At 44.0% G+C, this 21,481-nt stretch carries 17 protein-coding genes; 11 read left to right on the forward strand and 6 right to left on the reverse strand.

From position 1 onward, the window contains the following. Positions 1 to 5: 5 nt before the first annotated feature. From BDE27_RS18735 to uvrA, 3 genes are all read right to left on the reverse strand, one after another. Entirely contained in the window at positions 6 to 572 is a 567-nt protein-coding gene (locus BDE27_RS18735) for a disulfide bond formation protein B (RefSeq protein ID WP_099131495.1), read from the reverse strand. Between the two features lie 12 nt (positions 573 to 584). Then, on the reverse strand, positions 585 to 743 hold the full coding sequence (locus BDE27_RS19550; protein ID WP_167450638.1) for a DUF5993 family protein: 159 nt from the start codon (positions 741 to 743) through the stop codon (positions 585 to 587). Positions 744 to 999: 256 nt separating this feature from the next. Then, positions 1,000 to 3,831, reverse strand: coding sequence for an excinuclease ABC subunit UvrA (gene uvrA, locus BDE27_RS18740; protein ID WP_099131496.1), 2,832 nt, complete (start codon positions 3,829 to 3,831; stop codon positions 1,000 to 1,002). 249 nt (positions 3,832 to 4,080) lie between these two features. Here uvrA and BDE27_RS18745 point away from each other — a divergent pair, with 249 nt between their 5' ends. Continuing rightward, positions 4,081 to 4,596, forward strand: coding sequence for a single-stranded DNA-binding protein (locus tag BDE27_RS18745; protein ID WP_099131497.1), 516 nt, complete (start codon positions 4,081 to 4,083; stop codon positions 4,594 to 4,596). A 111-nt stretch (positions 4,597 to 4,707) separates the two neighbouring features. Here the strand turns inward: BDE27_RS18745 and BDE27_RS18750 are convergent, their stop codons facing one another. Then, a complete protein-coding gene (locus BDE27_RS18750; protein ID WP_208638618.1) occupies positions 4,708 to 5,490 on the reverse strand; it encodes an aminoglycoside adenylyltransferase family protein in 783 nt (260 codons plus the stop codon). Between the two features lie 187 nt (positions 5,491 to 5,677). After that, positions 5,678 to 6,646 (reverse strand): glucokinase, encoded by a 969-nt coding sequence (glk, locus tag BDE27_RS18755; RefSeq protein ID WP_099131499.1) that lies wholly within the window; start codon positions 6,644 to 6,646, stop codon positions 5,678 to 5,680. Between the two features lie 742 nt (positions 6,647 to 7,388). Between glk and BDE27_RS18760 the strand changes: the two genes are divergently transcribed. From BDE27_RS18760 to BDE27_RS18770, 3 genes are all read left to right on the forward strand, one after another. Beyond that, positions 7,389 to 8,735 carry an NCS2 family permease gene (locus BDE27_RS18760; protein WP_099131500.1) on the forward strand — a complete coding sequence of 449 codons (1,347 nt, stop codon included), beginning with the start codon at positions 7,389 to 7,391 and terminating at the stop codon, positions 8,733 to 8,735. A gap of 296 nt (positions 8,736 to 9,031) precedes the next feature. Continuing rightward, positions 9,032 to 10,681, forward strand: coding sequence for a Na+/H+ antiporter (locus BDE27_RS18765; protein ID WP_099131501.1), 1,650 nt, complete (start codon positions 9,032 to 9,034; stop codon positions 10,679 to 10,681). 21 nt (positions 10,682 to 10,702) lie between these two features. After that, complete coding sequence (locus BDE27_RS18770) at positions 10,703 to 11,602, forward strand: carboxylate/amino acid/amine transporter (protein WP_099131502.1); 900 nt, start codon at positions 10,703 to 10,705, stop codon at positions 11,600 to 11,602. On the opposite strand, the gene metR is transcribed toward BDE27_RS18770, so the two are convergent. Further along, positions 11,487 to 12,443: an HTH-type transcriptional regulator MetR gene (gene metR, locus BDE27_RS18775; RefSeq protein WP_120211394.1), complete on the reverse strand. Its 957-nt coding sequence runs from the start codon at positions 12,441 to 12,443 to the stop codon at positions 11,487 to 11,489. The two genes, BDE27_RS18770 and metR, sit on opposite strands and share 116 nt — an antisense overlap. A gap of 108 nt (positions 12,444 to 12,551) precedes the next feature. On the opposite strand from metR, the gene metE reads away from it, so the two are divergent. From metE to ubiE, 7 genes are all read left to right on the forward strand, one after another. Beyond that, complete coding sequence (metE, locus tag BDE27_RS18780) at positions 12,552 to 14,831, forward strand: 5-methyltetrahydropteroyltriglutamate--homocysteine S-methyltransferase (RefSeq protein ID WP_099131503.1); 2,280 nt, start codon at positions 12,552 to 12,554, stop codon at positions 14,829 to 14,831. 391 nt (positions 14,832 to 15,222) lie between these two features. Then, positions 15,223 to 16,608, forward strand: coding sequence for a GntP family permease (locus BDE27_RS18785; protein ID WP_099131504.1), 1,386 nt, complete (start codon positions 15,223 to 15,225; stop codon positions 16,606 to 16,608). Positions 16,609 to 16,808: 200 nt separating this feature from the next. Then, positions 16,809 to 17,567 carry a uridine phosphorylase gene (udp, locus tag BDE27_RS18790; RefSeq protein WP_099131505.1) on the forward strand — a complete coding sequence of 253 codons (759 nt, stop codon included), beginning with the start codon at positions 16,809 to 16,811 and terminating at the stop codon, positions 17,565 to 17,567. Between the two features lie 148 nt (positions 17,568 to 17,715). Continuing rightward, positions 17,716 to 18,498 (forward strand): tyrosine-protein phosphatase, encoded by a 783-nt coding sequence (locus BDE27_RS18795; RefSeq protein WP_099131506.1) that lies wholly within the window; start codon positions 17,716 to 17,718, stop codon positions 18,496 to 18,498. A 76-nt stretch (positions 18,499 to 18,574) separates the two neighbouring features. Continuing rightward, a complete protein-coding gene (locus tag BDE27_RS18800; RefSeq protein ID WP_099131507.1) occupies positions 18,575 to 19,105 on the forward strand; it encodes a DedA family protein in 531 nt (176 codons plus the stop codon). Between the two features lie 188 nt (positions 19,106 to 19,293). Next, complete coding sequence (gene rmuC / locus BDE27_RS18805; RefSeq protein WP_099131508.1) at positions 19,294 to 20,649, forward strand: DNA recombination protein RmuC; 1,356 nt, start codon at positions 19,294 to 19,296, stop codon at positions 20,647 to 20,649. A gap of 76 nt (positions 20,650 to 20,725) precedes the next feature. Continuing rightward, on the forward strand, positions 20,726 to 21,481 hold the full coding sequence (gene ubiE / locus BDE27_RS18810) for a bifunctional demethylmenaquinone methyltransferase/2-methoxy-6-polyprenyl-1,4-benzoquinol methylase UbiE (protein ID WP_099131509.1): 756 nt from the start codon (positions 20,726 to 20,728) through the stop codon (positions 21,479 to 21,481).

Raw genomic sequence — 21,481 nt, forward strand, 5'->3', positions numbered from 1 at the left:
AAAGATTACTTTTGCAATAACTGATAGAACGCTGGGTTGTCATCACATTGCCCGCCACCACATTCTAGTATGGTGGAAACCAGATTGGCTGCAATCAAAAATGCGAACAATCCCATGACAATTTTACCTAATGTTGGTGGTGTGTATCTTGCTGAATCAACATTGCCTGCTTTCAGAGGCATGAGAGCTGCGATGGCAATAATAGTCAGAATAGATAGAATTGCAGCCCAGGTATAAAAATGCAGGCCGAAGAAAGTTGAACCATATCCCATATCTCCCGGCATGATATGGAGAGAAACCTGACGCATGGCAATGAAACCAGTCACAATACAGCCAAGCAGTGAAAGGCTATAATGGGCATTTTTTATGCCGAAATAAATATTAAACAAAAATCCAAAACCAATCATGATAATGCCTGCTCGCTGCAATAAACATAATGGGCAAGGAAGTTCAAAGCGTGCTAATTGATAATAAAATGCGACTATCAAAACCACACTAATACCGAACAGGCCCAGAATATTTAAGGCCATTGCAAGGTTAATATTACGCGGTGCTGACATTGTATTATTCATTACGATCCCCTATTAGAAAGAAAGGTTCAATGCATCAGTTGCATGATATTTAAACCAAAATACCGTGATGATGAATAAAGCAAACCAAAGGGTATACGTCAGCTTTTTCTTACCGGTAATGACGGTGATGATGATAACAAGCGCAATTAAGAACGGTAAAAACATATACATGTTTAATCTCCATTATAAGTTTAAAGCATATGTAATGCTATTATGGCATTAATGCTCCGGCAATGTGAGCATCAATAATATTAGATCAACAATACAATACTAATTCACGAAAGATTGTTTCACCTGATTTGACTGTAAGAAAAGGCTTTATTGCCCGTAGTAAATTGAATTTGATTAATAATTGGCTAGAGAATAAATAATAAACTCCCCACGGTGTGAGGAGAATTATAGATAATTTAGTTTTAAAATTAATAAATTAATCTCGTTCAAGTATTGGTTTCAAAAAACGAGCAGTGTGAGATTTATCACATTGAATGACTTCTTCTGGAGTTCCTGATACCAATATTTCACCGCCACCGTTACCACCTTCAGGGCCAAGGTCGACAATCCAGTCAGCGGTTTTAATTACATCCAGATTATGTTCGATGACGACAATAGTATTTCCTTGATCCCGCAATTGGTGCAGAACGGACAGTAGTTGCTGAATATCGGCGAAATGCAGGCCGGTTGTTGGCTCATCAAGGATATACAGTGTCTGGCCTGTACCCCGTTTAGATAATTCCCGTGCCAGTTTTACCCGTTGAGCTTCCCCGCCAGAAAGTGTCGTTGCAGATTGCCCCAGACGAATATAGGAAAGACCGACATCTATCAAAGTTTGCAACTTACGGGAAAGAGCAGGAACGGCATCAAAAAACTCACGAGCCTCTTCGATGGTCATATTCAGCACTTCATTAATATTCTTGCCCTTATATTTGATTTCCAGCGTTTCGCGATTGTAACGCTTGCCCTTACATTGATCGCAAGGCACATAAACATCAGGCAAGAAATGCATCTCAACTTTAATGACCCCATCGCCCTGACAGGCTTCGCAACGTCCGCCCTTGACGTTGAAGCTGAAACGCCCCGGTGTATAACCACGGGCACGGGACTCAGGAACGCCAGAGAATAACTCTCTGACAGGCGTAAATATACCAGTATAAGTGGCAGGATTTGAGCGCGGGGTTCTGCCAATCGGGCTTTGGTCGATATCGATCACTTTGTCAAAGTGCTCAAGACCCTGGATATCGATATAAGGAGCCGGATTAATATTTGTTGCTCCATTTAACTGACGCTGTGCAATAGGGAACAACGTATCATTGATCAACGTTGATTTGCCGGAACCAGAAACCCCTGTGATGCAAGTAAACAGGCCAACAGGTAAATTTAATGTCACCTTTTTCAAGTTATTGCCTTTTGCACCAATCAATTTCAGCATTTTATCTGGATTAGCAGGCACGCGCTGCTCTGGAATAGCAATTTTACGTTCACCACTGAGGAATTTTCCTGTGAGCGATTTTGGGCTTTCCATGATAGCGGTAATCGTTCCTTCGGCAACAATCTCGCCACCATGTACGCCCGCTCCTGGCCCGATATCAATAATATGGTCAGCCGCACGGATAGCATCTTCGTCATGTTCGACAACGATAACTGTGTTGCCCAAATTGCGCAGGTGCAGCAATGTTTCCAGCAAACGCTCATTATCCCTTTGATGCAGGCCAATGGAAGGCTCATCCAGCACATACATCACACCGACAAGACCTGCACCAATCTGGCTCGCCAAACGGATACGCTGGGCTTCCCCACCTGAAAGAGTTTCTGCCGAACGGGAGAGTGTCAGGTAATTTAATCCAACATTAACCAAGAATTTCAGGCGGTCACGGATCTCTTTCAGGACTTTTTCGGCAATTTGGGCGCGTTGTCCACTCAGTTTTATATTTTGGAAAAACGCCATCGCATGACCGATGCTGAAATCCGAAATTTGTGGCAGCGTAGTATCTTCGATAAAGACATAACGTGCTTCCTTACGCAATCGTGTTCCGTCGCAGGAAATGCAAGATCGATTGCTGATATATTTTGCCAACTCTTCCCGTACTGCGGTGGATTCTGTCTCTTTATAGCGGCGTTCCATATTATGCAGCACACCTTCGAACGGATGGTGACGAACCGTCACATCACCACGATCATTGGTATATTTAAATTCGATTGATTCTTTACCTGAACCGTATAAAACCACTTTCTGAATGGTTGGGGTTAATTGATTAAACGGTGTTTCGATATCGAATTTGTAGTGTTCTGCCAGTGATCTCAGCATCTGGAAGTAATAGAAATTACGGCGATCCCAACCACGGATCGCACCTCCGGCAAGGGAGATACCTTCATTCTGGACAACTCGTTCCGGGTCAAAAAATTGCTGAACCCCTAATCCATCACAAGTAGGGCAAGCACCAGCGGGATTGTTGAAGGAAAAAAGACGAGGTTCCAACTCGCTCATACTATAGCCACAGATTGGACAGGCAAAATTGGCGGAGAAAACCAGTTCTTCGGCCTGTGTATCATCCATATTGGCAATGACGGCAGTACCACCGGAAAGCGCCAATGCAGTTTCGAATGATTCCGCTAATCGCTGGGCGAGGTCAGTACGCACTTTAAAACGGTCGATGACGACTTCGATAGTGTGTTTTTTCTGTAATTCGAGTTTTGGTGGATCGGAAAGGTCACACACTTCACCATCAATACGGGCGCGGATATAGCCTTGTGCAGCGAGATTATCCAGCAGTTTGGTATGTTCGCCCTTACGTTCGTTGACGACGGGAGCCAGTAACATCAGACGTTGGCCTTCTGGCAGCGCCAAGACGTTATCTACCATCTGGCTGATCGTTTGCGCCGCCAGCGTGATATTGTGGTCAGGACAGCGTGGTTCACCTACTCGTGCAAATAGCAGACGGAGATAATCGTGAATTTCAGTTATCGTTCCCACCGTAGAGCGTGGGTTATGGGAAGTAGACTTTTGTTCAATGGAAATGGCTGGGGATAGCCCCTCAATATGATCGACATCCGGTTTTTCCATCAGCGACAAAAACTGGCGTGCATAGGCTGAGAGGGATTCAACATAGCGACGTTGCCCTTCCGCATACAGGGTATCGAAAGCTAAAGATGACTTACCGGAGCCAGATAGCCCAGTAATGACTATCAGCTTGTCACGGGGAATTATTAAATTGATATTCTTAAGATTATGGGTGCGGGCGCCCCGAACTTCGATGTTATCCATATCTACTTCCCAGATTATTGATAGAGCAAAACTCATAAACGCGTTATTATTGCACAAACATTGCTGAGCGGATATACAGTATTTAATAGGCAATCGTGTTGTAATCATGACAATGTAAAGTACGATGCGCTTCGCAAAGTATAATATAACGGCTCTCTGTTTAAACTTATCCCTCGCATGGTAAACTACTTTGCTTATAATTAGAGAAATCCGTTTTTAGCAAAATTCATTTCATCAGGAGTATTTCCAATGGCCAGCAGAGGCATAAACAAAGTTATTTTAGTGGGTAATTTGGGACAGGACCCAGAAGTTCGCTATATGCCGAATGGCGGTGCAGTTACCAACATTACTCTGGCAACGTCTGAGAGCTGGCGTGATAAGCAAACCGGTGAGATGAGAGAAAAAACTGAATGGCATCGTGTCGTGTTTTTCGGCAAATTGGCAGAAGTCGCCGGTGAGTATCTGCGCAAAGGTTCCCAAGTTTATATTGAAGGTTCTTTGCAGACCCGCAAATGGCAGGATCAGAACGGTCAGGATCGTTACACCACGGAAATTGTAGTCAATCCTATCGGTGGGGTAATGCAGATGCTGGGCAACCGCAGTGGCGCAGCCCAGGATGCGCCAACACAAGGCGGTTGGGGGCAACCACAGCAGCCGCAAGCTTCTCAGCAATTCAGTGGCGGTGCTCCATCTCGTCCAGCGCAGTCTCCTATGCCACAGAGCAATGAACCACCAATGGATTTCGATGATGATATTCCATTCTGAGTGGACTGAAAAAGCGGCTTGATATCTGGTCAGAGCTAGTCGTTATTTTGCAATCTGTAGTCGTTTAAATTTGATCTGGCAATTGTTCGTTTTGTTTCAGTGATTGTCAGATCAAGTCTGAGTCAATACACATAGATTCGTTAGTACACAATCGTGCAGCAAACTTACTGTGAGCTGGAGTTCTTGCTGGCGATTTAGCCAATCTTCTTCATACCCTCGCAAATAGGTCTCCCGCGCATCGGTTAAAACTGTGGCCTGTATAGCTGGAAGACGAGCAGCCGCCCAATCGGCAGCAATATCCTTAGGGACAAACTCTCCAGTCACTAATGTCCGCCACATACGCGCCAGCGTTAGCAGAACATTGCGTTCATCTCCCTGTAGCGTCTCAATTAAATTCGGCAGGATATCCTTAATAGCTCGGTGAATGTCTGATTTCGGAACAGCTGGTAGAAGACTGCTTGCGTTAGGGCCGACCAGAGGTATTGCTTCCTGTCGTGATTGAGCCAACACCAAGGTAAGTTCTGGATCACAAACCGGCTTGGGAATTTCTCCCACCTCATATTCGTGACGTAGCCACTCGCCGTAAATGAATTCACTCCGGGCAGGGTAAAGCGATGCGGCGAGATCGGCGCGCAATAAAACAATCAGTTCAACAGGGCGACGTCCATCAGGATCAGAAGGATATCGGCCCGATATCATCATTAAATCGGCAGCAAGACATTTCCGAACCTCAGGTGTCATCGGTTGGTCAATGATCACAAGCAAATCTACGTCGCTGTGGGGGCGAAGGCCACCAACCACAGCCGAACCATGAAGGTAGACAGCTACGAGCGATTCCGCTAATCGCTTCTGGACGATCAACAACGCCTTATCTGCTTCGGAAGGAATAGCCACTAAACAGCTCACTCATCTTGGATAATGTTTCTGAGGATATTATCTCTTCATGCGGTTCCGTCAACTAGGTTTCCGAATACCAGAAAAACCTTACTCATAAAATACTCATGCTAAATATTGCTCAAAATTATTACCAGAAAATCAAACAAACAACTAGCATGAGCGAATATAAATATTTCGGATTTATTTACCCAATTGCTTTGCCCAGCAATTGGCGAATATAAGATCCCGCACCCAATAATCCCGGTTTATCATGGGTAATCAGATACACAGGAATATCTTTTAAATAGTCTGTAAATCTGCCTTTGTTTTCAAACCCTTGTCGGAAACCTGATTTTTGGAAGAAATCAAAGAAACGTGGGACGATCCCACCTGCAATGTAAACACCGCCAAATGCACCAATATTCAGCGCTAAATTCCCACCAAAACGTCCTAACGCGGTACAGAAAAGTTCTAACGCCTGTTTGCAGATAGGACAATTTCCATTCAGCGCACGGTCAGAAATATCGCGAGGGGTAAGATCTTCGGCGATTTGACCGTTGAGTTTTATCAGGGAACGATAAATATTCACCAAACCAGGGCCGGAAAGGACCCGTTCGGCGGAGACATGACCATATTCTTCGCGTAGTACGCTCAACATATGATCTTCTTCCGTACTATCTGGCGCGAATTCTACGTGACCACCTTCACCAGGTAAGCTCATCCATTGGCTGCCTGTATGAACAAGATGCGCGACTCCTAACCCAGTTCCTGCACCGTAAACCGCAATAGGGCGTTTAGCCTGAGGTTGCTTTCCACCAATCTGAATTACATCATCTGCTCCCAGAACCGGAATGGCGAGGGAAACGGCAGTAAAATCGTTAATCACCTCAAAACGTTCCCATCCCAGCGATGCTTTCATTTGGCTAACAGAAAAACGCCAACTGTGGTTGGTCATACTGATCACATCATCCGTCACCGGACAGGCAATAGCGATACAGCCATATTTGACTTCACAGTTCTGCTGTTTTAAATATTGGCGGATAACAATTTCGAGCGATTCATAATGCGCGCAGGGATAGAATTCGACCGCGCTCAATAGCCCGGTATCTACATCACATAATGCCAGACGTGCATTTGTACCGCCGATATCACCTACCAGAGCATAAGTTGTCATGGTTTATCTCCTTAATTCTTACAGAAATCCTAATGAACCAGTCAAAAGTCGAATTGAGGGGATTTTACACAAGGTCAGGCCTAAAGGCCGCATAAAAATGTGTTGATATGGTGCAGAAGTTAGATAATTTTTCATCGGACGTATATCCTTTAGCTTTCGAGTTACTGTTTTATTGGTTGTGTGCTTTCACCCTGTCAATGATGCGATATGACTGGGGAATTGTTCCTTTGACATTGAATTGTAACTTGAAAGCCTTGGGTGATAGATAATGGATATTTTTGATATGGTTTATATCAATGACATCGCAGATTTGCACAAAATATAGACGATTGCAATATTTCCTACGGCAAAACATTCTTGTCCTCAATCAGTAGTACCACCAGAAAGTTGTGCAAAAACTGTTTAAGGCACATTATGCATATCTTCGTCATTATTGAGTAAATATGCATCAATGTTAACCAATTACCCTGTGAATATACAGAATACAGAGCATGAGTTTTATCATCTTCGATATGATTATTGCTTGATTCTTATCCCTGATTCACTGGATAATCGTCCGCCTCAAATTTTCTCACAGTTTCTTTACTCAAAGAGACAAACGATTGCGCAAACGAATGGCTGAACAAATGAACACGGCATTGATTTTTATTATCTTGTGACGTAATCGTTTTCGTTTGAAGAGGTGAAGAAATAGAACGAGCGCTTTTTAAAGCGATATATTTAATAGAAGCAGGGGAAAAACATGTCTGGTATGCAGGCACCAACTCAATGCAAACTCGATAGGTATTTTAAGATTACTGAACGCGGATCGACGGTACGTCAGGAAGTTCTCGCTGGTTTAACGACATTTTTGGCAATGGTCTATTCCGTTATTGTGGTACCAGGGATGCTTGGGCAAGCCGGATTTCCTCATACCGCCGTGTTTATTTCTGTTTGTCTGGTGACCGGTATCGGTTCGTTATTGATGGGGTTGTGGGTTAATTTGCCAATGGCTATTGGTTGTGCGATCTCGTTGACTGCATTTACCGCATTTAGCCTGGTATTAGGGCAACAGGTAAGCATTCCCGTGGCTCTCGGTGCGGTTTTTCTGATGGGATGTTTGTTTACGTTAATTTCAGTAACGGGTGTGCGAGCGTGGATTTTGCGTAATATGCCAATGGGTATCGCACATGGAACAGGTATTGGCATCGGGTTGTTTTTATTGTTGATTGCAGCCAATGGCGTTGGTTTGGTGGTTAAGAACCCAAACGCTGGCTTGCCTGTGTCCTTTGGTTCATTGACGTCATTTCCCGTGGTGATGACGTTATTGGGGCTGGCGGGAATTATCGGTCTGGAACGGAAGAAGGTGCCGGGAGGTATCTTGCTGATGATTATCGCAATTTCTATTATCGGCTTGATTTTTGATCCAGCCGTTAAATATCAAGGATTCTTTAAATTTCCTACACTGGGGGAAGATGGCCTGTCCCTGATGTTCAGTATGGATATTATGGGAGCCTTACAGCCTATTGTATTACCCAGTGTTTTGGCGTTGGTAATGACAGCGATATTTGATGCGACGGGGACGATCCGGGCTGTGGCGGGACAAGCAAATTTATTGGATAAGAGAGGCCAGATTATCAATGGCGGCAAGGCACTGACAGCAGATTCTGTCAGTAGTATTTTTGCTGGGGTTATTGGTTCTTCCCCCGCAGCGGTTTATATTGAGTCTGCCGCAGGAACCGCTGCTGGTGGTAAAACGGGTTTAACGGCTTCCGTTGTCGGTATTTTATTCCTATTGATTTTATTTCTGTCTCCGCTGTCGTATTTAGTTCCTGGCTATGCTACGGCTCCTGCCTTGATGTATGTCGGATTACTGATGCTGAGTAATGTGCGAAAGCTGAATTTTGATGATTTTGTTGATGCAATGTCAGGTTTACTGTGTGCTGTATTTATTGTGCTAACTTGTAATATCGTCACAGGCATTATGCTGGGTTTCAGTGCACTGGTTGTTGGGCGTATTTTTTCGGGTGAATGGCGTAAATTGAATATTGGTACGGTTATACTTGCCATTGTATTAGTGATATTTTATGCCGGCAATTGGGCCATCTAATTAAAATAGGATGTGCAAACAATTGGAGTTTGCACATCCCTTCTATATCCCTCTATTCCATTATTAGCCATATTGTGACTGCCAGGCACATTCTAAAATCTGCTAATTTTTCAACACACACTCAAACCGATAAGCATAAAATAGAAAAATGAATCAATGCTTATTGATTCACAATGTGATTGCTTTTTGATTTTATTTAATAACTGTAATATTTATGGTTATTAGCGCTATTATTAACAGTAAAAAACAGTCACAATCTTTCCACTGACGGATTTTTGGCAATTTGTAAGGGTAACATGGAAATATTCTTTACTATCTTGATCTTGATTTTGGTGGTGTCAGTTTCTGGTGTTCTTACTAAAATGATTCCGTTCCGTATCCCCTTGCCGATAGTGCAAATAGCAATGGGAGCGTTGCTGGCTTGGCCTCATTTTGGTTTACACGTTACTTTCGATCCTGAGCTATTCCTCGTATTACTTATCCCTCCTTTATTATTTGTTGATGGTTGGAAAACACCGACTAGAGAGTTTTTCCAGCATGGGCGTGAAATCGTCATTTTAGTTTTAGTATTGGTATTAGTGACGGTTATTGGCATTGGTTATTTGATCTATTGGTTATTACCGAGTATCCCACTTATTGCTGCTTTTGCACTGGCGGCGGTATTATCCCCAACAGATGCGGTGGCATTGTCATCAATTGTTGGAAAAGGGCGTATTCCTAAGAATATGATGAGCGTGCTGGAAGGGGAAGCATTAATGAATGATGCTTCGGGTCTGGTGGCTCTGAAATTTGCCGTGGCAATTGCCATGGGCACGATGGTCTTTACTGTCACTGGCGCAACGGTGGAGTTTTTCAAGGTTGCGATTGGTGGTTTGTTGTCGGGTATTGCTATCACATGGTTATACAGTAAATCACTGAGATTGATGAGTCGCTGGAGTGGGGATGATCCTGCAACTCAAATCATGTTTATGATGCTGTTACCGTTTGCTTCTTATATGATTGCTGAACATATCGGTGTATCAGGGATTCTGGCTGCGGTTGCTGCAGGTATGACTATCAGTAAGGCAGGAGTGATCCGCAATGCACCACTGGATATGCGTCTGCGTGCCGATAATGTATGGGGAATGCTGGCTTTTGTCTTTAATGGCCTGGTGTTTATCATGCTGGGGCTGCAATTGCCGGGCATTTGGGAAACATCGGTAGCTCAAGCTGAGCTTGACCCAAATGTTGAAACCTGGATGCTGTTCGCTGCTGTTGGCATCATTTACGTTGCACTGGTATTACTGCGATTCAGTTGGTTATGGCTGATGAAAAATACCAGCAAAATGCTGATAAAGAAAAAACCGCTTCACTTTGCCTCTTATACGACCCGTGAGTTATGGTTGGCTTCATTTGCGGGGGTTCGTGGGGCAATTACGCTGGCAGGTGCATTGTCGGTGCCATTGTTTTTGCCAGATGGTGATCCATTCCCCGCACGTTATCAGTTGATTTTCATTTCTGCGGGTGTGATTTTGTTCTCCCTTTTTGTTGGGGTTATCGCTTTGCCTTTGCTGCTGCGTGGTATGAAAGTCGGTGATAAGCTGGCAGATCTTAATGAAATCAGAATGGCAAAATCGGCAATGGCTGAAGTTGCTATTGTCAGTATGAATAAGATGGAAGAGCGTCTGTCGGCCAGCACTGAAGAAAAACTGGATGCAGAAGTTATTAGTGAAATTGCTTCTCGCGTTACCGGTTATTTACGGCGCCGTACTGCGGGGACGGATGAAATCGAGCATAACCTGATGGTTGAAGATTTGGAACGTCGCTTCCGTTTGACGGCATTAAGGGCTGAACGAGGAGAGTTATATCACCTGCGTGCAACCCGTAAAATTAGTAATGAAACACTACAAACGTTGCTGCATGATCTTGATTTGCTAGAAGCGCTTTTAGTGGAGAAAGATCAATAAAAGGTAAAAGACCAATAAATTATGTGGCTGTTAACGATCACAACATTTTTGTGGGCCGCCTCATTTAGCCTGATTGGCGCTTATCTCGCTGGTCAGGTTGATAGCTGGTTTTCAGTTCTTGTCAGGGTAATGTTGGCAGCAATGGTTTTTTTACCATTTTTGCGCTGGCGTGGATTATCTCTGAAAGTTATTTCACTGTATATGGCCGTGGGTGCCTGTCAGCTTGGTGTGATGTATTTGTTTGTATTTCATGCCTATCATTACCTGACTGTGGCAGAATTTTTGCTGTTTACCATCATGACGCCGCTCTATGTCACATTAGTTTATGATCTGATGGGGCGCCAGCGATTACGCTGGGGTTATGCCTTGAGTTCTTTATTGGCAGTGGTTGGTGCAGCGATTATTCGCTATGACCGATTGAGTGAATCTTTCTGGATTGGCTTGCTGTTAGTGCAATTGGCAAATATTTTCTTTGCGATTGGTCAGGTCGGTTATAAGCGTTTGATGGAGATTCATCCGATCCCGCAACGAGTGGCATTTTCATGGTTCTACCTAGGCGCTTGTGTTGTTGCCATCATCGGCTGGCTAATGTTTGGTGATTCACAAAAATTGCCAACAACTCAGCTACAGTGGGGCGTTTTGATTTGGCTGGGTGTTGGGGCGTCGGGGATTGGCTACTTTATGTGGAACTATGGTGCCACCCAAGTGGATGCCGGAACACTGGCAATTATGAATAATATGTTGGTTCCGGCGGGGTTATTGGTCAATTTTGCAATTTGGCAGCAGCATCCTAATTGGCTGAGCTTTACCATTGGAGGCAGCCTGATTGTTGCGTCACTTTGGGTGCATCGCCGTTGGATACTGAAACCCGTTTCACAAACGGCAAATTGTCCACCGCGTGCTGGCGCGCAGAACGAATAAAGGTATCAATAGCGGGTTGGTGCTGCTCCCCTTCTCGGTTGGCAGCGTACAATCTGCTCCATAATCCCTCTCCCAATGTTTGGGTTACAATTAACCCTTGTCTTTCGAATGTTTCCACCGCCCAGTGTGGTAACGCGGCAATACCCAATCGGGCGGCAACCATCTGGATCAGCAATAGCGTATTGTCGACAGTTTTTAATGTTGGGGTAATATCCGCAGGCTGGAGAAAACGTCGCCAGATATCCATCCGTTGGCGTTGGACCGGATAAATCAGCAAAGTTTCAGCGGCGAGATCTTGTGGACGGATATCGCGTTTATTTGCCAGTGGATGATCCGGCGCGATCACCAACTTCACTTCATAATCAAACAGCGGCGTATAGTGCAGATTACTGTCTGCAATAATGTCAGATGTCAGGACAATATCCAGCTCGCGTTTTTGCAGTGCAGGTTGAGGATCAAATGTCACGCCAGATTTAAAGTCCACATTAACCTGCGGCCAACTTTCACGAAAACGCTTAAGTGCTGGTGTCAGCCATTGAATACAGCTATGGCACTCAATGGCAATGCGTAAGTTTGTCTCTTCCGGCTCATGGCATTGACGTAAGGAAGCTGTCACCAAAGGTAAGACTTGCTCTGCCAACTTTAATAACACTTCTCCTTGAGGCGTTAACTTCAAGGGTTGGCTTTTACGAATGAATAACTTAAATCCCAGCCGATGTTCTAATTCACTGAACTGATGAGAAAGGGCAGATTGTGTCTGATGCAAATAATTTGCTGCTGCTGCGAGTGAGCCACAATGGTTCAGTGCTTGTAGTGTTTTTAAGTGTTTTAGTTCGATCATGAAAAACCTTCAAGATGATAATGAATAATTTGCGCTTGTGGTTTATACACTACCTGTTGATTATAGAAGTGTAAACATCTAGACGGCTAAAAATTTACGGGTGACGACATGACAGTTTTGAATCATACATTAGGTTTTCCACGTATCGGATTGAAAAGAGAACTAAAAAAGGCGCAAGAAAACTATTGGGCAGGCAAAATTTCTCAACAGGAATTGCTGGAGACAGGCCGAGAATTGCGTGCACATCACTGGCAACAACAAAAAGAAGCGGGCGTTGATTTAGTCCCCGTTGGTGATTTTGCCTGGTATGACCAAGTATTGACTACAAGCCTGTTACTGGGCAATGTTCCACCGCGTCATCAAAATGAAGATGGCAATATTGATCTGGATACCCTGTTCCGTATCGCTCGTGGTCGGGCACCAACAGGTACACCTGCGGCTGCTTCGGAAATGACGAAATGGTTCAACACAAATTATCACTATATTGTGCCTGAATTTCAGGAAGGGCAGGAATTTAAGTTGGGTTGGACCCAATTATTGGACGAAGTTGATGAAGCTTTGGCACAGGGGCACAACGTAAAACCTGTTCTTTTGGGACCTGTGACCTATTTATGGCTCGGTAAGGTGAAAGGCAAAGTTTTTGATCGCTTGTCTCTATTAAAAGATATCCTGCCGGTATACCAGCAAGTTCTGGCAGAACTGGCAAAACGTGGCATTGAATGGGTACAGATTGATGAACCGGCTCTGGTACTGGAATTACCAGAAGAATGGCTGGCGGCATTCTCAACGGCTTATCAAGCACTTGAGGGACAGGTGAAATTGTTGCTGACGACCTATTTCGATAGCATCGGTCACAATCTGGAGATAATTAAATCGCTGCCAGTGCAAGGATTGCATGTTGATTTGGTTGCAGGAAGGGATTCTCTTGAGAATTTGGATAACTCTCTGCCGGAAGATTGGTTGCTTTCATTGGGAGTAATTAATGGCCGCAATGTTTGGCGAGCTGATTTGAGTGAGAAATATCAGCTTGTTGCACCATTGATTGGTAAGAGAAATGTGTGGATCGGCACTTCCTGTTCATTGCTTCATAGCCCCATTGATCTGAATGATGAAACAGGGTTGGATGAAGAAGTGAAAAGCTGGTTTGCCTTTGCATTGCAAAAATGTGCGGAACTTTCTTTGTTATCACAAGCATTGAATGCGCCAGAAAGCAATAAACAGGCTGAGCTGGATGCTTATAGTGCCCCAATTCGCGCTCGTCGCAGTTCCACAAGGGTGAATAATCCAGCGGTTGCTGGGCGCATTGCGGCAATTAAGCCACAGGATAGTGAACGTAATCAGGTATATCCTGAACGTGCTAAGCTCCAGCGTCAACGTTATAACTTACCGCTGTGGCCAACAACAACCATAGGTTCATTCCCGCAAACAACGGAAATTCGTAGCCTGCGTCTCGATTTCAAAAAGGGTCGGGTGGATAGTACGCACTACCGAGCCAATATCAGTGAGCATATCAAACAGGCGATCCAAGAGCAGGAGCGTTTAGGGCTGGATGTATTGGTACATGGTGAAGCTGAACGTAACGACATGGTGGAATATTTCGGTGAACACTTTGACGGTTATGTCTTTACTCAAAATGGTTGGGTGCAGAGTTATGGCTCCCGTTGCGTGAAACCACCGGTAATCATTGGCGATATTAGCCGTCCAGAGGCGATAACGGTAAACTGGGCGACATACGCGCAATCTTTGACTGATAAGCCAGTCAAAGGCATGTTGACGGGGCCTGTGACCATTCTCTGTTGGTCATTCCCAAGGGAAGATATCAGCCGTGAAACCATCGCTAAACAGATCGCACTGGCTTTGCGTGATGAAGTTGATGATTTGCAGAAGGCAGGCATTGGTATTATCCAGATTGATGAACCTGCATTGCGTGAAGGCTTGCCATTGCGCAGAGAAGAGTGGCAGGAATATCTGGAATGGGCGGTGGATGCTTTTAAATTGAGCGCAGCAATTGCGAAAGATGATACCCAAATCCACACTCATATGTGTTATTGCGAGTTCAATGACATCATGCCGTCAATTGCAGCACTGGATGCGGATGTGATCACTATTGAAACCTCACGCTCGGATATGGAATTGCTGGATTCGTTTGAAGATTTCGCATATCCGAATGAGATAGGGCCTGGTGTGTATGACATTCACTCACCAAACGTCCCTAGTGTTGAATGGATTGAGGCGTTGCTACGCAAAGCGGCTGATCGTATTCCAGTCGAGCGTTTGTGGGTGAACCCTGACTGTGGCTTGAAAACTCGCGGTTGGACGGAAACCAGACAAGCGTTGGCAAACATGGTTGAAGCGGCAAAACGCTTGCGCTCTTCATTAAACAGTTAACTTAAAGTTTAATCGATCAGTTTAAGTTTAAATGAGCTGAAAATACCCGCCACAGTTAGTGCAATGTGGCGGGTGAAAAAGAAGTTTATTTCCCTGGCAGGTTAATTTTCAACAGATCCGTGCCAACAGATTTTAAATTTAGAGTTTCTAAATAGCTGTTCTCATAATAGTCAGGCGATTTTCATTTTTCATCTCAACTATCCTCTCTCATTGTCACTGCCCTGATTCATAAAAAATAATTATTTTCTCCCTTATGCAATGCATTTTTGTGGATTGTTTTATAAAACAGATGCTATCTAAAATTTTCCTTGGAAAAATATCGATTTCTGATAGCGAAAAGCATAACAAATATGGCATGTTCCAATTTATCCATTTTTAATGAGGTTTTGTGATGGAGTTTTATATTCCAATTATTGGGTTGGGAGTGGCGGTATTTACGCTGGTTTTTCTGGTCTTGCGGACTCGCGTTCATGTCCTTATTGCTATGCTAATTGCGGCAATAATCGCCGGAATATCAGGCGGCTTGACTATAGGTAATGTCGTTGAGGTGATCACCAAAGGATTTGGTTCGACATTAGGCAACATCGGTATCGTGATTGGATTGGGATGCATGATGGGGAGAATATTAGAAGTATCGGGAGCAACAGAACAGATCGCTTATAGCCTGATTAAATGGTTAGGTAAAAGGCGCGAAGAGTGGGCTTTGGCGATTACCGGTTATATTGTCAGTATCCCCATATTTGTGAATTCAGCTTTTGTGATCCTCTATCCGCTGGTGAAGGCATTGGCGAAGAAAGGTAAACGCAATGTATTGTCCCTTGGGGTTGCTCTGGCGGGAGGGTTAGTGGTGACTCACCATATCGTTCCTCCAACACCTGGGCCGCTTGGTGTCGCCGGAATATTCGGGGTGAGTATCGGCCAAATGATGCTGGCTGGTATGATACTGGCAGTGCCCTGTGTCATAGGGATTACCTGCTATGCAAAGTGGTTGGAGATTAAATATCCTGAATATCAACTTGGTGATACAGAAAAAAATGCAGAAAATTTGCCACAAGTACATCAGCGTTATATGGAAGAAAAAGAGCAAAAATCACTTCCAAGCCTATTTCTTTCTCTTTTACCCATCGTCGTGCCAATTGTCCTGATTTTTATTGGTGTAATTAGTGGAATGATACTGAGAACTGATGAGTTTGCTGGTCAGGAGAACGCTGTCTATTTTCAGATTTTTGATTTTCTAGGATCACCCATTATTGCGCTAGCAATCAGTGTATTACTGGCGGTTTATACCTTAATGCCAAACGTCAGTAAGCATGAAGTGATAGAACATCTGGAAACAGGGTTAAAAACTGTAGGCATTATTTTGTTGGTGTCAGGAGCGGGAGGAGCATTAGGCGCAGTGTTGAACGAAGGCTCAACAGGGACGATATTAGCGCATTATATTGCCAGCCTGCCCATAACACCGGTTTTGATCCCATTTATCATTGCAACGCTCATACGCATAATTCAAGGCTCTGGTACAGTGGCAATGATAACTGCGGCTTCTATTTCTGCGCCGGTTATCAAGCAGATACCGGATGTTAATATGTTGGTGGCGGCTCAAGCTGCGATGATGGGTACACTGTTTTTCAGTTACTTCAATGACTGTTTTTTCTGGGTGGTTAACCGGATGATGGGCATTAAAAGTGCGAGGCAGCAGATTATCGTCTGGTCGATTCCCACCACAATTGCATGGGGGATCGGATTGTGTGGTGTACTGCTTCTTAATCTCGTCATGTAACTTTTTATGTGAATGGCTTATGTGAATGGTGATAGTACTCTGTAGAGAGCATTATCTTTTAAATGTGATTTTTATCACAAATTTATGTATGTGTTTCTTTCTTATGTTAATTAAAGATGATTTCAATCACTAAAAAATGTCAGAGTATTGACTAAATTTAGGTATTCATATTTTGAATCATGTCCGTTGAGGAGTCTGATATGTCTGATGTGTTTCACTTAGGTATCACCAAAAGCGACCTGCAAGGCGCAACTCTCGCGATTGTACCCGGCGATCCTAACCGTGTTGAGAAAATTGCGCGACTGATGGATAACCCAGTACATTTGGCTTCCCACCGTGAATTTACAACCTGGCGTGCAGAAATTAACGGAAAGGCTGTGGTTGTCTGCTCTACAGGTATTGGAGGCCCCTCAACGTCGATTGCTGTAGAAGAACTGGCACAGTTAGGAGTACGTACTTTCCTGCGTATCGGAACAACTGGGGCAATTCAGCCACATATTAATGTAGGGGATATATTGGTTACGACGGCCGCAGTTCGCTTGGACGGTGCCAGTTTGCACTTTGCCCCAATGGAGTTCCCTGCGGTTGCTGATTTTGAGTGTACAAATGCCTTGTATGAAGCCGCAAAAGCATCTGGTTCTGCTGCTACCCATGTTGGTATTACTGCATCTTCCGATACCTTCTATCCGGGCCAGGAACGTTACGATACTTATTCTGGCCGTGTCGTTCGGCGTTTCCAGGGTTCGATGAAAGAATGGCAAGAAATGGGCGTAATGAACTTTGAGATGGAATCAGCAACATTGCTAACCATGTGTGCGAGTCAGGGATTGCGTGCTGGTATGGTGGCGGGTGTGATTGTTAACCGTACCCAACAGGAAATCCCAGATGCAGAATTACTGAAGAAAACAGAAAGCAATACGCTGGGGATAGTTGTGGAGGCTGCCCGTCGCCTGCTGTAATGCCTTTCATTGAGGGTCAGAACATTCTGGCCCTATCGTTTGTGCGATCTTTTCTTCCCTTCATGTCAAAATTTGCTAATGTCATAGCATTTTGTACTAATAGATAGTTTGTTCTATTAACTATTTTTTAATCGCAACAAGAGTGACTATGACCACAACATTTCTATCTCATCCTTCACTACTTCCTTTGAATGGCGGCATTAATTTTCGTGATTTAGGTAATAAGACACTGAACAACGGCGCCAAGATTAAACCAGGATTGTTATTTCGTTCCGGTTCACTGGATAGGCTGACAGAAAACGATCAGGCTTTTTTAGTGGATCAAAACCTTTTGCAGATCATTGATTATCGTGATAGCAGCGAAGTTATGGATAAACCAGATCGAGTATGGAATGGGGCGCATTATCACCATGCTCCTGCCAACCCTCTTTCCAAAGAAGTGGATGCTAATCTGGATAAGTTAGACAAGGAAATATTGGAGCAATTCGACGCGAAAACATTTATGTCTCGCTTATATGAATTGTTACCCATTAACAATCCAGCATATAAGACGTTAGCGACATTATTGCTGCGACCAGAGAAAGGTGGCATTGTGCAACATTGTGCGGTTGGTAAAGACAGGACAGGAGTGGGCTCTGCACTGGTTTTATTCGCATTGGGTGCTGATCTGGATACGGTGATGGAAGATTATTTGTTGACCAATGTCACGTTAGCTCCATACCGAGACTATTTATTGAGTGAACATGCAAAAATTATGCGTGAAAGTGTGGTCGAAAAATTTGCCTATGTTTATTCAGTGAGGGAAGAGTTTTTACTGACTGCACTCGATAGCATTAACCAGCATTATGGCAGTGTAGATATTTGGCTGGAAAAAGATATCGGACTCAATATCGCTGCGCGCGAAAAACTACAAGCTTATTTTCTTGAATAAAAATATCAGGTTAGCATTGGGCGGATTGTTCAGGGCTAATCTATACCATCCCACTGATAACACAGGAAAGATTAATGTGAGTCTGCATGAAATTATCGAACTGGTCATAAACTTCGTAAAAGCCCATGAAGTTTGGGCAATTCCCATCATTTTCCTACTGGCATTTGGTGAATCGTTGGCATTTATTTCCCTATTGTTACCAGCAACAATCATTTTGTTGGGATTAGGAGCATTGATTGGTGAAAGTGGGTTAACCTTCTGGCCAATATGGATAGCCGCAGCAGCCGGCGCTTTCTTTGGTGATTGGCTTTCTTACTGGTTTGGTTTCCATTACAAAGAAGATGTCGGCAAGATGTGGCCGCTTTCTCGCCATCCTCAAACGTTGGTTCGCGGACATCGTTTCTTTGAACGATGGGGCGTATGGGGCGTTTTCATTGGGCGTTTTTTTGGTCCGTTGAGAGCAGTTGTACCGCTGGTGGCCGGAATTTGTGCCATGCCAAAACGTCATTTTCAGCTTGCTAACTTAGCTTCTGCATTGATTTGGGCATTCGGTATCTTAGCACCAGGGGCATTTGGTCTGCGTTGGTTGGCAGAGTGGATGGGGTAATTGCGAGCTGCTTTGCAAACTGAAAGAAAGCCATTAAATACTCTGGACATCTATACAGCATCTATTTAACTTACATTGAGGCGAGTGACTCAGAAAAGTTGACTGAAATTTATCGGTAATAGTGCCAATAAAGAATAGGGTTAACAAAGAATGGGGTTAAAAATAATAGAGTTAGTGAGGGTGTATAGGTGGATATTCAGTGGTTATACATGCTGATCGGTGGCTTAGGTGGATTGCTGGGCGGAGGGATCTTCGTCTGGCTTTCTGTTCAGCAGAGAATTCAGCAGAAAGAGCAGGAACTGCGTGAGTTATATAGCCAACTGGCTGTTAGTCATGAAAAGCTGGAGCAATCCCACTATTGGCGCACTGAATGCGATCAACTAAACCAGGAGTTACGGGCTCAACGCGAAATTAACAGTGTGCAGGAAGCTGAGTTGCGGGAGTTGAGCACGCGGCTTGAAGAAACCAGACTGGCTGCGGAGGAAAAGCAGCGTTTATTGATCAACAGTGAGCAGCGATTAAGTACCCAATTTGAAAATCTTGCCAATCGTATCTTTGAGCAGAATCAACGCCGTACCGATGAATATCATTGCCAAAATCTCAATAATCTTCTGATGCCATTTCGTGAACAACTTGAGGGATTTCGCCGTCAGGTACAAGACAGTTTTGGACAAGAAGCCCGTGAGCGCCATACTTTGACTCATGAAATTCGTAATCTTCAGCAACTCAATGCACAGATGGCAAAAGATGCCGTCAATCTTACCAAAGCCCTGAAAGGAGACAATAAAATGCAGGGAAATTGGGGAGAGATGGTATTGGCTCGAATTTTGGAAGCGTCTGGTTTGCGTGAGGGATATGAATTCGATACACAGGTCAATATTAAGGCTGAAAACAGCGAGCGTTTTCAACCTGATGTGATCGTGCATCTGCCGCAGGGAAAAGATGTCATTATTGATGCCAAAACGTCCCTGGTTGCTTATGAACGTTATTTTAATAGTGATAGCGAAGAACAACAGACGCAAGCATTACATGAACATATCAACTCCATCAGAGGGCATATTCGTGGCCTGAGCCGAAAAGATTATCAACAATTACCCGGATTGCGATCACTGGACTATGTTTTGATGTTTATTCCTGTGGAACCCGCTTATTTGGTGGCACTCAATCAGGCGCCAGAATTACTTGATGAAGCATTGAAACATAATATTATGCTGGTTAGTCCATCAACTTTGCTGGTTGCTGTTCGTACTATCAATAACTTGTGGCGTTATGAATATCAAAGTCAAAATGCACGTTTGATAGCTGATAAGGCCGCCAGAATGTATGACAAAATGCGGTTGTTTGTGGATGATATGCAAGGATTGGGGCACAGTCTCAATAAAGCACAGGCGAGTTACCATTTCGCAATGAAAAAGCTTGTTGAGGGCAGAGGTAATTTAATTAGTCAGGCCGAAGCATTTCGTGATTTAGGCGTGGATGTAAAGCGTCCTATTGATTCACAGTTGATTGATAAATCTTTCCAATCGTTGCAGGTGAATGAGTGAAGTCTGAATAGGGTTTTGTTGGAAAGGCTGGTACACTGACTATAAATTTTTTTTGAATAAAAAGCGGACAAATAACATGGCAGATCAATCAAAAGAAACCACTGATTTTGGTTTCCGCACCGTAGCCAAAGAACAAAAAAAAGAGATGGTGGCAGAGGTATTTCACTCTGTGGCCTCGAAATATGACTTAATGAATGACTTAATGTCATTTGGCATTCACCGTATCTGGAAACGTTTCACTATTGAGTCAAGTGGTGTTCGCCGTGGTCATAAGGTGCTTGATCTCGCTGGTGGGACAGGTGATCTAACCGCAAAATTCTCCCGAATGGTGGGGGAAAAAGGTCAAGTTGTTCTGGCGGATATCAATGACTCAATGTTGAAAGTTGGACGCGAAAAATTACGTGATATCGGTATCGTAGGCAATGTCAGTTATGTTCAAGCCAATGCCGAAGAACTGCCTTTCCCGGATAACCACTTTGACTGTATTACCATTTCCTTTGGCTTGCGTAATGTCACGGATAAAGAAAAAGCGCTACGTTCCATGTATCGGGTACTTAAGCCAGGTGGACGTTTGTTGGTGCTGGAGTTTTCCAAACCTGTACTGGCACCAGTAAGTAAGATTTATGATGTTTATTCATTCCATGTTCTGCCCCGAATCGGTCAGATGGTTGTGAATGATGCGGACAGTTACCGTTATCTGACAGAATCCATCCGTATGCACCCTGATCAGGAAACCTTGAAGGGCATGATGGAAGATGCGGGCTTTGACCAGGTTTACTACACCAACATGACGGGTGGGATTGTTGCACTGCACAAAGGATTCAAATTCTAA

The sequence above is a fragment of the Xenorhabdus ehlersii genome, from assembly GCF_003610465.1.
In the GTDB taxonomy this organism is placed as follows: domain Bacteria; phylum Pseudomonadota; class Gammaproteobacteria; order Enterobacterales; family Enterobacteriaceae; genus Xenorhabdus; species Xenorhabdus ehlersii.

Excerpts from the sequence above, each read along its gene's own strand:
- BDE27_RS18735 (WP_099131495.1), bottom strand. The coding sequence starts at position 572 with ATGAATAATACAATGTCAGCACCGCGTAATATTAACCTTGCAATGGCC.
- BDE27_RS19550 (WP_167450638.1), bottom strand. The coding sequence starts at position 743 with ATGTATATGTTTTTACCGTTCTTAATTGCGCTTGTTATCATCATCACC.
- uvrA (WP_099131496.1), bottom strand. The coding sequence starts at position 3,831 with ATGGATAACATCGAAGTTCGGGGCGCCCGCACCCATAATCTTAAGAAT.
- BDE27_RS18745 (WP_099131497.1), top strand. The coding sequence starts at position 4,081 with ATGGCCAGCAGAGGCATAAACAAAGTTATTTTAGTGGGTAATTTGGGA.
- glk (WP_099131499.1), bottom strand. The coding sequence starts at position 6,646 with ATGACAACTTATGCTCTGGTAGGTGATATCGGCGGTACAAATGCACGT.
- BDE27_RS18760 (WP_099131500.1), top strand. The coding sequence starts at position 7,389 with ATGTCTGGTATGCAGGCACCAACTCAATGCAAACTCGATAGGTATTTT.
- BDE27_RS18765 (WP_099131501.1), top strand. The coding sequence starts at position 9,032 with ATGGAAATATTCTTTACTATCTTGATCTTGATTTTGGTGGTGTCAGTT.
- BDE27_RS18770 (WP_099131502.1), top strand. The coding sequence starts at position 10,703 with ATGTGGCTGTTAACGATCACAACATTTTTGTGGGCCGCCTCATTTAGC.
- metR (WP_120211394.1), bottom strand. The coding sequence starts at position 12,443 with ATGATCGAACTAAAACACTTAAAAACACTACAAGCACTGAACCATTGT.
- metE (WP_099131503.1), top strand. The coding sequence starts at position 12,552 with ATGACAGTTTTGAATCATACATTAGGTTTTCCACGTATCGGATTGAAA.
- BDE27_RS18785 (WP_099131504.1), top strand. The coding sequence starts at position 15,223 with ATGGAGTTTTATATTCCAATTATTGGGTTGGGAGTGGCGGTATTTACG.
- udp (WP_099131505.1), top strand. The coding sequence starts at position 16,809 with ATGTCTGATGTGTTTCACTTAGGTATCACCAAAAGCGACCTGCAAGGC.
- BDE27_RS18795 (WP_099131506.1), top strand. The coding sequence starts at position 17,716 with ATGACCACAACATTTCTATCTCATCCTTCACTACTTCCTTTGAATGGC.
- ubiE (WP_099131509.1), top strand. The coding sequence starts at position 20,726 with ATGGCAGATCAATCAAAAGAAACCACTGATTTTGGTTTCCGCACCGTA.